The sequence below is a fragment of the Pseudomonas sp. Irchel s3b6 genome, assembly GCF_900187415.1.
Lineage (GTDB): Bacteria > Pseudomonadota > Gammaproteobacteria > Pseudomonadales > Pseudomonadaceae > Aquipseudomonas.
Genome location: NZ_FYDM01000016.1, coordinates 86,783 through 102,135 on the forward strand (window position 1 = coordinate 86,783; position 15,353 = coordinate 102,135).

Annotated in this window: 15 protein-coding genes; 10 read left to right on the forward strand and 5 right to left on the reverse strand. The window is 60.4% G+C overall.

Translation table 11 applies throughout. The features are described 5' to 3' along the window. Window positions 1-63: 63 nt before the first annotated feature. Both CKW07_RS21270 and CKW07_RS21275 read right to left on the reverse strand, forming a co-directional pair. Entirely contained in the window at window positions 64-816 is a 753-nt protein-coding gene (locus tag CKW07_RS21270; protein WP_095146905.1) for a UDP-2,3-diacylglucosamine diphosphatase, read from the reverse strand. Next, on the reverse strand, window positions 813-1,316 hold the full coding sequence (locus CKW07_RS21275) for a peptidylprolyl isomerase (RefSeq protein WP_095146906.1): 504 nt from the start codon (window positions 1,314-1,316) through the stop codon (window positions 813-815). Before CKW07_RS21275 ends, CKW07_RS21270 begins: the two co-directional genes overlap by 4 nt. 260 nt (window positions 1,317-1,576) lie before the next feature. Between CKW07_RS21275 and CKW07_RS21280 the strand changes: the two genes are divergently transcribed. Together CKW07_RS21280 and cysS are read left to right on the forward strand one after the other, a co-directional pair. Continuing rightward, a complete protein-coding gene (locus tag CKW07_RS21280) occupies window positions 1,577-3,274 on the forward strand; it encodes a glutamine--tRNA ligase/YqeY domain fusion protein (protein ID WP_095146907.1) in 1,698 nt (565 codons plus the stop codon). A gap of 20 nt (window positions 3,275-3,294) precedes the next feature. After that, entirely contained in the window at window positions 3,295-4,677 is a 1,383-nt protein-coding gene (gene cysS / locus CKW07_RS21285; RefSeq protein ID WP_007970481.1) for a cysteine--tRNA ligase, read from the forward strand. A gap of 71 nt (window positions 4,678-4,748) precedes the next feature. On the opposite strand, the gene CKW07_RS21290 is transcribed toward cysS, so the two are convergent. From CKW07_RS21290 to CKW07_RS21300, 3 genes are all read right to left on the reverse strand, one after another. Further along, a complete protein-coding gene (locus CKW07_RS21290) occupies window positions 4,749-5,126 on the reverse strand; it encodes a type II toxin-antitoxin system VapC family toxin (RefSeq protein ID WP_095146908.1) in 378 nt (125 codons plus the stop codon). Then, the gene (locus CKW07_RS21295; protein WP_095146909.1) at window positions 5,123-5,362 is read right to left on the reverse strand and encodes a type II toxin-antitoxin system Phd/YefM family antitoxin; all 240 of its coding nucleotides are present in this window, start codon (window positions 5,360-5,362) and stop codon (window positions 5,123-5,125) included. Before CKW07_RS21295 ends, CKW07_RS21290 begins: the two co-directional genes overlap by 4 nt. A gap of 79 nt (window positions 5,363-5,441) precedes the next feature. Then, a complete protein-coding gene (locus tag CKW07_RS21300) occupies window positions 5,442-7,277 on the reverse strand; it encodes a sigma-54-dependent Fis family transcriptional regulator (RefSeq protein ID WP_095146910.1) in 1,836 nt (611 codons plus the stop codon). A 304-nt stretch (window positions 7,278-7,581) separates the two neighbouring features. Here CKW07_RS21300 and CKW07_RS21305 point away from each other — a divergent pair, with 304 nt between their 5' ends. The 8 genes from CKW07_RS21305 to CKW07_RS21340 all read left to right on the forward strand — a co-directional run bounded on the left by CKW07_RS21305 (window position 7,582) and on the right by CKW07_RS21340 (window position 15,184). Beyond that, a complete protein-coding gene (locus CKW07_RS21305; RefSeq protein WP_095146911.1) occupies window positions 7,582-8,676 on the forward strand; it encodes an ABC transporter ATP-binding protein in 1,095 nt (364 codons plus the stop codon). After that, window positions 8,676-9,773, forward strand: coding sequence for an ABC transporter ATP-binding protein (locus CKW07_RS21310; protein WP_095146912.1), 1,098 nt, complete (start codon window positions 8,676-8,678; stop codon window positions 9,771-9,773). Before CKW07_RS21305 ends, CKW07_RS21310 begins: the two co-directional genes overlap by 1 nt. Then, on the forward strand, window positions 9,770-10,636 hold the full coding sequence (locus tag CKW07_RS21315) for a carbohydrate ABC transporter permease (protein ID WP_095083197.1): 867 nt from the start codon (window positions 9,770-9,772) through the stop codon (window positions 10,634-10,636). Before CKW07_RS21310 ends, CKW07_RS21315 begins: the two co-directional genes overlap by 4 nt. Before the next feature lie 8 nt (window positions 10,637-10,644). Further along, on the forward strand, window positions 10,645-11,445 hold the full coding sequence (locus CKW07_RS21320) for a carbohydrate ABC transporter permease (RefSeq protein WP_095146913.1): 801 nt from the start codon (window positions 10,645-10,647) through the stop codon (window positions 11,443-11,445). Between the two features lie 10 nt (window positions 11,446-11,455). Further along, window positions 11,456-11,728, forward strand: a complete 273-nt coding sequence (locus CKW07_RS21325; RefSeq protein ID WP_095083200.1) for a DUF2160 domain-containing protein — start codon at window positions 11,456-11,458, stop codon at window positions 11,726-11,728. A 45-nt stretch (window positions 11,729-11,773) separates the two neighbouring features. Beyond that, on the forward strand, window positions 11,774-13,516 hold the full coding sequence (locus tag CKW07_RS21330) for an ABC transporter substrate-binding protein (protein WP_095083202.1): 1,743 nt from the start codon (window positions 11,774-11,776) through the stop codon (window positions 13,514-13,516). 141 nt (window positions 13,517-13,657) lie between these two features. Further along, complete coding sequence (locus CKW07_RS21335) at window positions 13,658-14,617, forward strand: tRNA-dihydrouridine synthase (protein ID WP_095146914.1); 960 nt, start codon at window positions 13,658-13,660, stop codon at window positions 14,615-14,617. A gap of 120 nt (window positions 14,618-14,737) precedes the next feature. Beyond that, on the forward strand, window positions 14,738-15,184 hold the full coding sequence (locus tag CKW07_RS21340) for an Hsp20 family protein (protein WP_095146915.1): 447 nt from the start codon (window positions 14,738-14,740) through the stop codon (window positions 15,182-15,184). Window positions 15,185-15,353: the final 169 nt, after the last annotated feature.

Sequence of the window (15,353 nt, forward strand, 5' to 3'; positions counted from 1 at the left end):
CCTACAAGTGGGGTATTGAGCAACCTTATCCAGTATTGCGATCCAGGGGGGCTTGTGTGGCTGTCAGTTGCCGGGCAGCGCCAGGGGTGGCGGTGGCACGAAATCGAACGCCGCCAGTTGAAAGCCTTGCTCGTCCACCTGCAGTGCCCAGCCTTGCTTGTCCCAATCCCCCAGCACGATGCGCTTGGCGGCCAGGTCGCCAATCTGCAGCTTGTGGATGGCGGGGCGGTGGGTGTGGCCGTGGACCAGGGTTTTGACCCCGTAGTGCTGCATGATCCGCGGGATTTCCTCGGGGGTCACGTCAACGATGTCATTGGCTTTCATGCGGACTTGCGTCCGGCTTTCGCTACGCAGCTTGCGTGCCAGCGCATGCCGGGTGCGCAGGGGCAGATGGCGCAGGATGAACAGGGTAATGGGGTTGCGCAGGTAACGGCGCAGCTTCATGTAGGCCACGTCGCGGGTGCACAGGCTGTCGCCGTGCATCAGTAGCACCGGTTCGCCGTTGAACGGTACGACACTCGGATCCTTGAGCAGGGTGCAGCCGGCAGCCTTGCAGAAGGCCTTGCCTAGCAGGAAGTCCCGGTTGCCGTGCATCAGGAATATCGCCGTGCCACTGTCGCTGAGGTTGCGCAGGGCCTGGCAGATGGAGCGTTGGAAGGGGGTCATGGCGTCGTCGCCGATCCATGCCTCGAAAAAGTCGCCCAGAATGTAGAGCGCACTCGCCGAGCGGGCGCGTCCGGCGAGCAAATCCAGAAACGCCCGGGTAATGTCCGGGCGCTCCTCTTCCAGATGTAAGTCTGAAATCAGCAGTATCACTCAATGATCTCGGCTTTCTCGATGATCACGTCGTCTGCTGGCACGTCCTGGTGGCCGGCCTTCATGGTGGTGGAAACACCCTTGATCTTGTCGACAACGTCGGTGCCAGCAGTCACTTTACCGAACACGGCGTAGCCCCAACCCTGAACGTTCTTGCCGCTGTGGTTGAGGAAGCTGTTGTCCGCCACGTTGATGAAGAACTGCGCGGAAGCCGAATGCGGCTCCATGGTGCGAGCCATGGCCACGGTGTACTTGTCGTTGGACAGGCCGTTGTCCGCTTCGTTCTGGATGCTTGGACGCTTGTCTTTCTTTTCCTTCATGCCTGGCTCGAAACCGCCGCCCTGGATCATGAAGTTGCCGATTACGCGGTGGAACACGGTGTTGGTGTAGTGGCCGGCCTTGACGTACTCGATGAAGTTGGCCACGGTGATCGGGGCCTTCTCGGCGTTCAGGTCCAGGACGATGTCGCCATGGTTGGTGGTCAGTTTGACTTGAGTCATGATCGTTACTCTGTAAGAAATTCGTGGCTTTCGGGGCGCCGCCTGACGCAGGCAACCCCACAGCGGTCTGGCAAAAAATTGCCAAGGTGCGCAGTTTAGCGTGATGGCGACGAATTTCGAGGCTGTTTTTCATTCGCCGTGCATTAAAAGCAGCAGTTTTCCGGCCTGCTCTGTCAGGCACTTGACCGCATCGGCTATGATAGCGGCTTTGTTTTGTCCGGCCTGCCTGTAGGCCACGCACTTGTACGTCCAAGGATCCTATGAGCAAGCCCACTGTCGACCCGACTTCGAATGCCAAGACCGGCCCTGCCGTGCCGGTCAATTTCCTGCGCCCGATCATCCAGGCGGACCTGGACTCGGGTAAGCACACGCAGATCGTCACCCGTTTCCCGCCTGAGCCCAACGGCTACCTGCACATCGGTCACGCCAAGTCGATCTGTGTGAACTTCGGTCTGGCCCAGGAATTCGGTGGCGTGACTCACCTGCGCTTCGACGACACCAACCCGGCCAAGGAAGACCAGGAATACATCGACGCCATCGAAAGCGACGTCAAGTGGCTGGGTTTCCAGTGGTCAGGTGAAGTGCGCTATGCCTCGCAGTACTTCGACCAACTGCACGACTGGGCCGTGGAGCTGATCAAGGCCGGCAAGGCGTACGTTTGCGACCTGACACCCGAGCAAGCCAGGGAATACCGTGGCAGCCTGACCGAGCCGGGCAAGAACAGCCCGTTTCGCGAGCGTTCCGTGGAAGAGAACCTGGACCTGTTCGCCCGCATGAAAGCCGGCGAGTTCAAGGACGGCGCACGCGTGCTGCGGGCCAAGATCGACATGGCCTCGCCGAACATGAACCTGCGCGACCCGATCATGTATCGGATCCGTCATGCTCACCACCACCAGACCGGTGACAAGTGGTGCATCTACCCCAACTACGACTTCACCCATGGTCAGTCGGACGCCATCGAAGGCATCACCCACTCGATCTGCACCCTGGAGTTCGAAAGCCACCGTCCGTTGTACGAGTGGTTCCTCGAGAGCCTGCCCGTGCCGGCCAAGCCGCGCCAGTACGAGTTCAGCCGCCTGAACCTGAACTACACCATCACCAGCAAGCGCAAGCTCAAGCAGCTGGTTGATGAAAAGCACGTCAATGGCTGGGACGACCCGCGCATGTCGACGCTGTCGGGCTTCCGTCGTCGTGGCTACACGCCGAAATCGATCCGCAACTTCTGCGAAATGATCGGCACCAACCGTTCCGACGGCGTGGTCGACTTCGGCATGCTCGAATTCAGCATCCGTGACGACCTCGACCACAGCGCCCCGCGTGCCATGTGCGTGCTGCGTCCGCTGAAAGTCGTGATCACCAACTACCCGCAAGGCCAGGTCGAGAACCTCGAACTGCCATGCCACCCGAAAGAAGACATGGGCGTGCGCGTCCTGCCGTTCGCCCGTGAGATCTACATCGACCGTGAAGACTTCATGGAAGAGCCGCCAAAGGGCTACAAGCGCCTGGAGCCGGCTGGTGAAGTGCGCCTGCGCGGCAGCTACGTGATCCGTGCCGACGAAGCGATCAAGGACGCCGATGGCAACATCGTCGAACTGCGTTGCTCGTACGATCCGGACACCCTGGGCAAGAACCCTGAAGGCCGCAAGGTCAAAGGCGTGGTGCACTGGGTACCGGCCGCTGCCAGCGTCGAGTGCGAAGTGCGTCTGTACGATCGTCTGTTCCGCTCTCCAAACCCGGAGAAGGCCGAAGACAGCGCGAGTTTCCTGGACAACATCAACCCTGATTCGCTGCAGGTACTCACCGGTTGTCGTGCTGAACCCTCGCTGGGCAATGCACAGCCGGAGGATCGTTTCCAGTTCGAGCGCGAAGGTTACTTCTGCGCGGATATCAAGGACTCGAAACCAGGTCAGCCGGTATTCAACCGTACCGTGACCCTGCGTGATTCGTGGGGCCAGTGATTTAGCGTCAAGGAATTAACGTGCTTACGATCTACAACACGCTCACCAAGAGCAAAGAAGTCTTCAAACCGCTCGATGGCAACAAGGTGCGCATGTACGTGTGCGGGATGACCGTGTACGACTACTGCCACCTGGGCCACGGCCGCAGCATGGTCGCGTTCGACCTGGTGACCCGCTGGTTGCGGTTCAGCGGTTACGACCTGACCTACGTGCGCAACATCACCGACATCGACGACAAGATCATCAACCGGGCCAATGAGAACGGCGAGTCGTTCGAAGCCTTGACTGAGCGCATGATCGCGGCGATGCACGAAGATGAAGCGCGCCTGAACATCAAGAAGCCGGACATGGAGCCGCGTGCCACTGACCATATCCCGGGCATGCACGCGATGATCCAGACCCTGATCGACAAGGGCTACGCGTACGCCCCGGGCAATGGCGACGTGTACTACCGCGTCGGCAAGTTCATGGGTTACGGCAAGCTGTCGCGCAAGAAGATCGAAGACCTGCGCATTGGCGCCCGCATCGAAGTCGACGAGTCCAAGCAGGACCCTCTGGACTTCGTGCTGTGGAAAGCCGCGAAGCCGGGCGAGCCGAGCTGGGAGTCGCCGTGGGGCGCCGGGCGTCCGGGCTGGCACATCGAGTGCTCGGTGATGTCCACCTGCTGCCTGGGCGAGACCTTCGACATTCATGGCGGCGGCAGCGACCTGGAGTTCCCGCACCACGAAAACGAAATCGCCCAGAGCGAAGCGGCCACCGGCAAGACCTACGCTAACGCGTGGATGCATTGCGGGATGATTCGCATCAATGGCGAGAAGATGTCCAAGTCCTTGAACAACTTCTTCACCATTCGCGACGTGCTGGACAAGTACCACCCGGAAGTCGTGCGTTACCTGCTGGTATCGAGCCACTACCGCAGCGCCATCAACTACTCGGAAGACAACCTCAAGGACGCCAAGGGCGCCCTGGAGCGTTTCTACCACGCGTTGAAAGGCCTGCCGAACGTGGCACCGGCTGGCGGCGAAGCCTTTGTCGAGCGCTTCACCCAGGTGATGAACGACGACTTCGGTACCCCGGAAGCCTGCGCAGTGCTGTTCGAGATGGTGCGAGAGATCAACCGTCTGCGTGAGAGCGATCTGAACGCGGCGGCCGGTCTGGCGGCGCGCTTGAAAGAGCTGGCTAGCGTGCTGGGCGTGTTGCAGCTCGAAGCCGATGACTTCCTGCAGGCCGGTGCCGAAGGGCGGGTCGACGCAGCCGAAGTCGAGGCGCTGATTGCTGCGCGCCTGGCGGCGCGTGCCGGCAAGGACTGGGCCGAATCCGACCGCATCCGCGACCAGCTCACCGCCATGGGCGTGGTGCTGGAAGACGGCAAGGGCGGCACGACCTGGCGTCTGGCTGACTGAGTGCTGTAGTGCTTACAAAACAAAACCCGCCTTGTGCGGGTTTTGTTTGTCTGCGGATCGGAGGATGTCGATTAAACCAGAATGGCCAGGGACGTGTACTTGGCAACCAAAGGATCGGCAGTCAGCAGTCTCATGGGCTCGGTAATTGCCGTGGCGACGATCAACCGATCAAACGGGTCTCGATGGTGATGCTCAAGATCCTTCACCGCGATGGCGTGTTCCGAGGTGATCGGCAATTCGATGAAACCGCTTTGCGTGCAGTATTCGCGAATCTCTTCCAGATCGACATTCAGCTTGCCCAGCCCGACCTTGATTGCCATTTCCCAAAAAGTTGCGGCGCTGACGTAGATCTCGGCAGCGCTCTCGATGAGTTTTCTGGCCTTGGCTGACAATTTGGGATCGTCACTTAACGTCCACAGCAAAATATGGGTGTCGAGCAGTACCCTCATTCGTGAGTACCCTCGAAGGCGTCCAGCATTTCATTTGGCAATGGTGCGTCAAAGTCGTCAGGCAGAACGAGTTTGCCTTTCATCGCACCGATCCGCCGCCCGGAGGGTTTTACGACCGGTACCAGGCGGGCGAGGGCCCGCCCATGTTTGGCGATGGTGATGACTTGTCCGGAGGCCGCGTCATCGACCAGTTTGGACAAGTTGTTTTTGGCTTCCCCAAGTGGAACGGTGATCATGATGTGCCTCCAATATTTTGGCTAAATATAGCCAAAATATGTCATGGCAGTAAAGACGAGCAGACAGCAGGTCGAGTCTTCATGTGTCCAGCTGCCGTAACCGCTTGTACAACGTATTGCGGCTGACCCCCAATCGCCGCGCCAAGTGTGAAATATTCCCTCCCGCGGCCTGCAACTGACGGTGCAATTCTCCTGCATTATTCAAATCCACCGCCAGCGGCTTTGGTATTTCTACCGGCTCCATCTCCAGATCCACAAAAAAATCATCCGGCAAATGCTCCGGCCTTATCGGTTGGTCCTCGGCCATGACCAGCGCCACCTGCATCACGCTGCTGACCTGACGCAGGTTGCCCGGCCATGGATGGCGGGCGAACAGGGCCATGACTTCGCTGCTCAGCCCAGCCCATTGCGTGGGCTCGCGGTGCTGTTCCCACAGGCGCTTGAACAGTGCCGCTTTGTCGCTGCGCTCCCTGAGCGGCGGCAACTCGAGGGTCAAGCCGCCGATGCGGTAGTACAGGTCCTCGCGAAAACGTCCTAGCTGAACCTGTTCGCGCAATGAGCGGTTGGTCGCCGAGATGATCCGGATGTCCACCGCGAACAGTTCGCTGCTGCCCACCGGTTGCACGCAGCGTTCCTGCAACACCCTTAGCAGGCGAGCCTGGGTGGGCAGTGGCATGTCGCCGATCTCGTCGAGGAACAGCGTGCCTTTGTCTGCCTTGCGGATCAGCCCGATGCTGCCTTTCTGGTTGGCGCCGGTGAAGGCACCTTTCTCGTAGCCAAACAGCTCGGACTCCACCAGTTCGGCGGGGATCGCTGCACAGTTGACGGCAATGAGTGGCTGTTTGCTGCGGGAGCTGGCCTGGTGCAGGGCTTTGACAAAGACTTCCTTGCCGACGCCGGTTTCCCCGTGGATCAACAGCGGAATGTCTTTTTCCAGCAAGCGCTCGGCCTGGCGCACGGCTTTTTCCACCCGGCTGTCACCAAAGTGCAGGGTGCCGAGGCTGATGGCCTCGGGGGCAGGGCCTGGGGGCACGGCCAATACCCGCGCTAGAGTCGGCCGCTGTTGCGGGCGCTTGAGCAGGCAATGAAAGCGATTGCGCCCCGAGGCTTGCAGGGCGAAGGGCAGGCCGTCGGGTTGATTGAGCAGTTCCAGCAATGACACTTTGAACAGGCTGTCGATACTGACCCGCGACAGGCTGACGCCCAGCAGGTTGTCGGCACGCCGGTTGGCCGACAGCACCTGGCCGCTCTCATCGAAGATCAACAGCCCGGCCCATTGGCTGTCCAGGTTGTTCAGGCCGGTGTTGAACACCAGTTGAAAATGTTCGCCCTTGAACAGGTTGAGGATCAGCCGGTTCTCCACGGTCTGGCTCATCATCCTGACCATGCCCAGGGTGTGGTCGGGCGGCAGGTAGCTGTCGCTGGACACATCGAGCACGGCTATCACCCGGCGCTGGGCATCGAAGATCGGCGCGGCAGAGCCGGTCATGAAGCGGTTGGCCTTCAGAAAGTGCTCATCGTGGGCAATATGCACCGCCTGTTCGCACGCCAGCGCCGTGCCGATGGCGTTGGTGCCGCTGCATTGCTCTTGCCAGCTGGCGCCGGCATTGAAGCCACGACTCAGGCGCGGATCGATAAAGCGTCGAGTGCCCCAGGTGGTCAGCACCTGGCCCTGGTGGTCGGCGAGCATGATCAGGCAATTGGAGTTGCTCAGGATGTTCTCGTAGTAGGGCAGCACTTCCTGGTGGGTGGTCTGCACCAGTGAATGCTGGCTTTCGAGCAAGCGCGCGATGCCGTCGGCGGGTAACTGGTCGAAGGCGGGAAGGCTCTGATGCTGCAGGCCGAACGCGCGGCAACGGGTCCAGGAGTCCTGGATGATGGCGTCATGGGACAACGCGGGGGCAGGTGCGGCCATGGGCGGTCAGCCTCTGAATCACGCTTTTATTGTTGTTATGGGGGTGCATCGCGTCCGCTACGCCAACGGCCCGCGGGCGTCAGGCGTGGTCGAAAGCGTCCATACAGTGTTGTTCACGATTGTTCATTGTCAATCGTGGAACTGTTCAATTGTTCAATCGCGGTTGTTCATTTCTGTTCAGTCACGAATGCGTTGTTTTCCCTGAATGGCAGATTCTCAAGGCAGATCAATCGCTTGGAATTTCTGGCACGGATGTCGCTTTGGTGCAGCGGTCGCTGGACTCCAATAATAAAAAGGCCGAGCCATGTCACTCACGCTGGAGCACGTCAGCCGTACCGTCGAGGGTCAGGTCTGGATCGATGACGCCAACCTCAGTTTCGAGCCCGGATCCTTCAATGTCTTGCTGGGGCGCACACTGTCCGGCAAGACCAGCCTGATGCGGCTGATGGCCGGGCTCGACAAACCCGATCACGGGCGCATCCTGATGAACGGTGTAGACGTCACCCAGCGCCCGGTGCGCTTGCGCAACGTGTCGATGGTCTATCAGCAGTTCATCAACTACCCGACCATGACCGTGTTCGAGAACATCGCCTCGCCATTGCGTCAGGCGGGTGTATCGGCCGAACAGATCCAGAGCAAGGTGTACGAGACGGCCCGGATGCTACGCATCGAGAAGTTCCTGCAACGCTATCCGCTGGAACTGTCCGGTGGGCAGCAGCAACGCACCGCCATGGCCCGGGCGCTGGTCAAGGACGCCGAATTGATCCTGTTCGACGAGCCATTGGTCAACCTCGACTACAAGTTGCGCGAAGAACTGCGTCAGGAAATGCGCGAGCTGTTTCAGGCCCGTCACACCATCGCGGTCTACGCCACCACCGAACCCAACGAAGCCCTGGCCTTGGGCGGCACCACTACTATTGTTCACGAGGGGCGGGTGATTCAGAGCGGCAAGACCGCCGAGGTCTATCACCAACCGCAAACCGTGCTGGCGGCCGAGCTGTTTTCCGAGCCGCCGATCAACCTCATGCCCGGGCGCATTGCCGGCAATGAAGTCAGCTTCGCCAATTTCGTGCACTTCCCGCTGAACGTCGATTTGCGTCCGGTGGGCGAGGGCGAGTTCCGGTTTGGCGTGCGCCCCAGCCATATCTCGCTGGTGCCCGGCAATGATGACGATCTGGAGTTGGCGGTGACCGTCGAGGTGGCGGAAATCAGTGGTTCGGAAACCTTCCTGCACGTACGCAACGAGTATTTCCTGTTGGTCCTGCATTTGCCCGGGGTCCATGAGTACGACGTGGACGCACCGATTCGTATCTACATCCCGACCCACAAACTGTTTGTCTTCGATGAACAGGGACGCCTGCTCCAGGCGCCCGGACGTCGCGTTGCGAGGGTTGCCTGATGGCCGAAATTCATTTGCAGAACCTCGCCCACAGCTACACCCGCACGCCCGTGGGACCTGAGGATTATGCGATTCGCGAGATGAACCATGTCTGGGAGCAGGGTGGCGCCTATGCCTTGCTCGGGCCGTCCGGTTGCGGCAAATCGACCTTGCTCAACATCATCTCCGGCCTGCTCAGCCCTTCCCAGGGCCAGGTGTTGTTCGACAACAAGGTGGTCAACCTGCTGACCCCCGAGAAACGCAACATCGCCCAGGTTTTTCAGTTTCCGGTGGTCTACGACACCATGACGGTGTTCGACAACCTGGCCTTCCCGCTGCGCAACCAGGGCATGGCCGAGGCCAAGGTGCACAGCAAGGTCCAGGAAATCGCCGAGGTCCTCGACCTGCAGGCCTTGTTGGGCAGAAAGGCCCGCAACCTCACCGCCGACGAAAAGCAGAAAGTCTCCATGGGCCGTGGCCTGGTGCGCGATGACGTGTCGGCGATCCTGTTCGACGAGCCGCTGACGGTGATCGACCCGCACCTGAAGTGGAAGCTGCGGCGCAAGCTCAAGCAGATTCATGAGCAGTTCAACATCACCATGGTCTACGTCACCCACGATCAGCTCGAAGCCTCCACATTCGCCGACAAGATCGCGGTGATGTACGGCGGGCAAATCGTCCAGTTCGGTACCCCGCGAGAGCTGTTCGAACGCCCGAGCCACACCTTTGTCGGTTATTTCATCGGCAGCCCGGGGATGAACCTCATCGAGGTCACGCCACGGGCCGGTGGCGTTGGTTTCGGCGGGACTGACCTGGCGTTGTCCGAAGACCTGCAGCGGCGTATCGGTGAAACCGAGTGGAAAACCCTGAAAGTGGGGATTCGCCCGGAGTTCATCCACGTTTGGGACGAACCCTATGAGGAGGCGCTGCGGGCGACGGTGGTCCATGTCGAGGACCTGGGCACCTACAAGATCATGACGTTGAACCTGGACGGCGTGCCGCTCAAGGTGCGCCTGGCTGAAGACAAGCCGGTGCCCCAGGGCGTGGCGTCCATCAGTTTTCCGGCGCAGTGGCTGATGGTCTACGCCGATGACTACCTGCTGGAGGTCCGGCCATGAACAAGGTGCAGAACAACAAGGCCTGGTGGCTGGTGCTACCGGTGTTCCTGCTGGTGGCGTTCAGTGCGGTGGTGCCGATGATGACCGTGGTCAATTACTCGGTGCAGGACATTTTCGACCAGTCGAGCCGCTACTTCGTCGGTGCCGACTGGTACAGGCAGGTGCTGCTCGATCCGCGCCTGCATGACTCGTTGCTGCGCCAGTTCATCTATTCGGCCTGCGTGCTGTTGATCGAGATTCCCCTGGGCATCGGCATCGCCCTGACCATGCCGACCAAGGGGCGCTGGTCCTCGGTGGTGCTGATCATCCTGGCCATCCCGTTGTTGATCCCGTGGAATGTGGTCGGCACCATCTGGCAGATCTTCGGGCGCGCCGACATCGGCCTGCTTGGCTCGACCCTCAATGCCATGGGCATCAGCTACAACTACGCGGCCAACACCATGGACGCCTGGGTCACGGTGCTGGTGATGGACGTATGGCACTGGACCTCGCTGGTAGCGTTGCTGTGTTTCTCCGGCCTGCGGGCGATACCGGATGTGTACTACCAGGCCGCACGGATCGACCGGGCGTCGAGCTGGGCGGTGTTCCGCCACATCCAGTTGCCCAAGCTCAAGAGCGTGCTGCTGATCGCGGTGATGCTGCGGTTCATGGACAGTTTCATGATCTACACCGAGCCGTTCGTGCTCACGGGCGGTGGTCCGGGCAACGCCACCACCTTTCTCAGCCAGACCCTGACCCAGATGGCCATCGGCCAATTTGACCTGGGGCCGGCCGCCGCGTTTTCGCTGGTGTACTTCCTGATCATCCTGTTGGTGTCCTGGCTGTTCTACACCGCCATGACCCACTCCGACGCCAACCGCTGAGGCCTGACATGAGCAAAACAAAGCTGGTGCCTCTGTTGATCTACATCCTGTTTCTGCTGGTACCTATCTACTGGCTGCTGAACATGTCTTTCAAGAGCAACACCGAAATCCTCGGTGGCCTGACCCTGTTTCCCCAGGACTTCACCCTGGCCAACTACCGGGTGATCTTCACCGACCCCAGTTGGTACACCGGTTACCTGAACTCGCTGTATTACGTGAGCCTGAACACGGTGATCTCCCTGAGCGTGGCGCTGCCGGCCGCCTATGCGTTCTCGCGCTACCGGTTCCTCGGCGACAAGCACTTGTTCTTCTGGTTGCTGACCAACCGCATGGCGCCACCGGCGGTGTTCTTGCTGCCGTTTTTTCAGCTGTACTCCTCCATTGGCCTGTTCGATACCCACATCGCCGTGGCCCTGGCCCATTGCCTGTTCAACGTGCCGCTGGCGGTGTGGATTCTCGAGGGCTTCATGTCCGGTGTGCCCAAGGAAATCGACGAAACCGCCTACATCGACGGCTACAGTTTTCCCAAGTTCTTCGTGAAAATTTTCATCCCGTTGATTGGCTCGGGAATCGGTGTGACGGCGTTCTTCTGCTTCATGTTTTCCTGGGTCGAGCTGTTGCTGGCGCGCACCCTGACCTCGGTGAACGCCAAGCCCATTGCGGCGGTGATGACCCGTACCGTGTCCGCGTCGGGCATCGACTGGGGCGTGCTCGCGGCGGCCGGCGTGCTGACGATCCTGCCGGGCATGCTGGTGATCTGGTTTGTCCGTAACCATGTGGCCAAGGGCTTTGCCCTGGGTCGGGTGTGAGGAACTGATGATGGAGTGGATGAACTGGACCCCACCGACCGCAGCCTTTTTCGGCGTCATCGCCGTATTGCTGGTGGGCATGACCACCTGGGAGTTGCGTTCGCCGAGCATTTCCCGGCGCGGCTTTTTACCGATCAGCACCACCCGTGGTGATCGGCTGTTTATCGGTCTTCTCGGCAGCGCCTACCTGCATTTGCTGGTGATCGGCGCTACCGGCTGGAGCATCTGGGTGGCCTTTGCGCTGTCCCTGGTGTGGCTGTTGGCTGTGATGCGCTGGGGCTAGTCGAATCGCTCGGCACCGTGCTCCGAAACCCAAACAGGAGGTCTTATGTTCGAGAAAAACAATAAGTTGCGACATAGCGTTTCATTGGCAGCCATGCTGGCGCTCAGCGGGTTGAGTGCCGCGGCCTGGGCCGATGCCTATGAAGACGCCGCGAAAAAATGGATTGGCAGCGAATTCAAGCCATCCACCCTCACGGCCGAGCAACAGCTGGAAGAGCTGAAGTGGTTCATCAAGGCGTCCGAGCCGTTTCGCGGGATGAAGATCAACGTGGTGTCGGAAACTATCGCCACCCACGAGTACGAGTCCAAGGTCCTGGCCAAGGCCTTCAGCGAAATCACCGGGATCAAGCTGACCCACGACCTGCTGCAGGAAGGCGACGTGGTGGAAAAACTGCAGACCCAGATGCAGTCGGACAAGAACATTTATGACGGCTGGGTCAACGACTCGGACCTGATCGGCACCCACTTTCGCTACGGCAAGACCCAATCGATCACCGACCTGATGGCCAACGAAGGCAAGGACTACACCTTGCCAACCCTGGACATCCAGGACTTCATCGGCATTTCCTTCACCACTGCGCCAGACGGCAAGCTGTACCAGTTGCCCGACCAGCAGTTCGCCAACCTCTACTGGTTCCGCGCCGACTGGTTCGAGCGTCCGGACCTCAAGGCCAAATTCAAGGCGAAGTACGGCTATGAACTGGGCGTGCCGGTGAACTGGTCGGCCTATGAGGACATTGCCCGGTTCTTTACCGAAGACGTCAAGGAAATCGACGGCAAGCGCGTCTACGGGCACATGGACTACGGCAAGAAAGACCCGTCCCTGGGCTGGCGTTTCACCGATGCCTGGTTCTCCATGGCCGGTGCCGGCGACAAGGGCATACCCAATGGCTTGCCAGTGGACGAGTGGGGGATTCGCGTCGAGGACTGCCATCCGGTCGGATCCAGCGTGACCCGTGGTGGCGACACCAACGGCCCGGCGGCGGTCTATGCGACGCAGAAATATGTCGACTGGATGAAGGCCTACGCACCACCGGAGGCGGCCGGCATGACCTTCTCCGAGTCCGGCCCGGTACCGTCCCAGGGCAACATCGCCCAGCAGATCTTCTGGTACACCGCGTTTACCGCCGACATGACCAAGCCGGGCCTGCCGGTGATGAATGCCGACGGCACACCGAAGTGGCGCATGGCTCCCTCGCCCAAGGGCCCGTATTGGGAGGAGGGCATGAAGCTGGGGTATCAGGACGCCGGTTCCTGGACCTTCCTCAAGTCCACGCCGGAGAAGCAGAAACTCGCAGCGTGGCTCTATGCACAGTTCGTGACCTCGAAAACCGTATCGCTGAAGAAAACCATCGTTGGCCTGACGCCGATTCGCGAGTCGGACATCAATTCCCAGGCCATGACCGACCTGGCGCCGAAACTCGGTGGCCTGGTGGAGTTCTACCGCAGCCCGGCCCGCGTGCAATGGACCCCGACCGGGACCAACGTGCCGGACTATCCGCGCCTGGCGCAGCTGTGGTGGAGTCACATTGCCGAAGCCGCCAGCGGCGAGAAAACCCCGCAACAGGCCCTCGATGGCCTGGCCAAGGACCAGGACGCCATCCTGGCCCGCCTTGAACGCTCCAAAGTGCAACCGGTGTGCGGGCCGAAGCTCAACCCCGAGCGCGACGCGCAATACTGGTTCGACCAGCCGGGCGCACCGAAACCGAAACTGGCCAACGAGAAACCCAAAGGCGAGACCGTGAGCTACAACGAGTTGCTGAAGTCGTGGGAGGCGGCGCGCAAGTAAGGGCTACCGTGCGATGAATGACGGCACCCCAGGGTGCCGTTGTTTTTTCCAGGGGCCAGCAAAGCAACCGTCCACCCGTCCGACATGCCCTGAGCGATGAAACCCGGTAAACTGCCGCACGTTTTTCGTTGAGTGTTTTCCATGCAAATTGCTTTGGCGCCCATGGAGGGGTTGGTCGACAACATCCTGCGGGACGTGCTGACCCGTGTTGGCGGTATCGATTGGTGCGTGACCGAGTTCATTCGGATCAACGATCAGCTGCTGACGCCAGCCTATTTCCACAAGTTCGGCCCTGAACTGTTGCACGGTGCCAAGACCGCTGCCGGCGTGCCGTTGCGCGTGCAGCTGCTGGGTTCCGACCCGATGTGCCTGGCGGAAAACGCGGCGCTGGCGTGTGAGCTGGGGTCCGAGGTGATCGACCTGAACTTCGGTTGCCCGGCCAAGACCGTGAACAAGTCCCGTGGCGGCGCGGTGTTGCTCAAGGAACCGGAGTTGCTCAATCGGATCGTCGAGCACGTTCGCCGCGCGGTCCCCGCGCACATTCCGGTGACCGCCAAGATGCGCCTGGGCTTTGACAGTCCGGACGGTTCGCTGGTGTGTGCCACGGCCCTGGCCGAAGGCGGCGCCGAGCACATCGTGGTGCATGCCCGGACCAAGACGGATGGCTACAAGCCGCCGGCGCACTGGGAGTGGATCCCGCGGGTGCAGGACGTGGTCAAGGTGCCGGTGTTCGCCAACGGCGATATCTGGAGCGTGGACGACTGGCGTCGCTGCCGGGAAATCAGCGGAGTGGAAGACATCATGCTCGGTCGCGGCCTGGTGTCGCGCCCCGACCTGGCCCGGCAAATTGCGGCTGCGCGGGCCGGTGAAGAGGTGGTGGAGATGACGTGGGCCGAGTTGCTGCCGCTGATCCAGGCGTTCTGGCTACAGGCCAAGGCGCAGATGACACCACGGCAGTCGCCGGGTCGCTTGAAGCAGTGGCTGGCGATGCTGACCCGCAATTATCCCGAGGCGGTGGAGCTGTTTACGCTCATGCGTCGTGAGACTGAGCTGGACCAGGTTTCGTGTTTGCTCGGTTTGCAGGTCTCTGAAGCGGCCTGAAAAAATCTGCAATTCGTCTCTTGAAATGCAATCAGCGGTCCCTATCTAAGGATTACGCGATGCCGAATTCGGGTCGCGGAGACAAAAAACCTTGCTGATTGTTTTCAGGAGATTTTAATCATGAGTACCGCATTTTCCCTGGCTCCACTGTTCCGTTCTTCGGTTGGTTTCGATCGTTTCAACGATCTGTTCGAGTCTGCGCTGCGCAATGAGCCCGGCAGCAGCTACCCACCTTACAATGTCGAAAAACACGGCGACGACCAATACCGCATCGTCATCGCGGCTGCGGGCTTCCAGGAAGACGACCTGGACCTGCAAGTCGAAAAAGGCGTGTTGACCATCAGTGGCGGCAAACGTGACGCCAACGAAGGCGTGACCTATCTGCATCAAGGCATCGCCCAGCGTGCGTTCAAGCTGTCATTCCGGCTGGCCGATCACATCGAGATCAAGACCGCGGACCTGCGTAACGGCCTGCTGAGCATCGACCTACTGCGCGTGGTGCCGGAAGAGGCGAAAGCCAAACGCATCCCGATCAACGGGACGCAACACGCGGCTTTGCAGAACTGACGTCACCGTAGTGAAGAAGGGCGCCATCGGCGCCCTTTTTTGTGCGTGCGCCAGGCATGGCGCGTTGCGCGTAAGCGCAACCAGTTTGGCTATGGTGGCCACGCTGGTGACTTGGAGGTGCAAGTCCTCTACACACCCGGCAAGGGGAAGTGTTAGCCAGAGGCAAGGG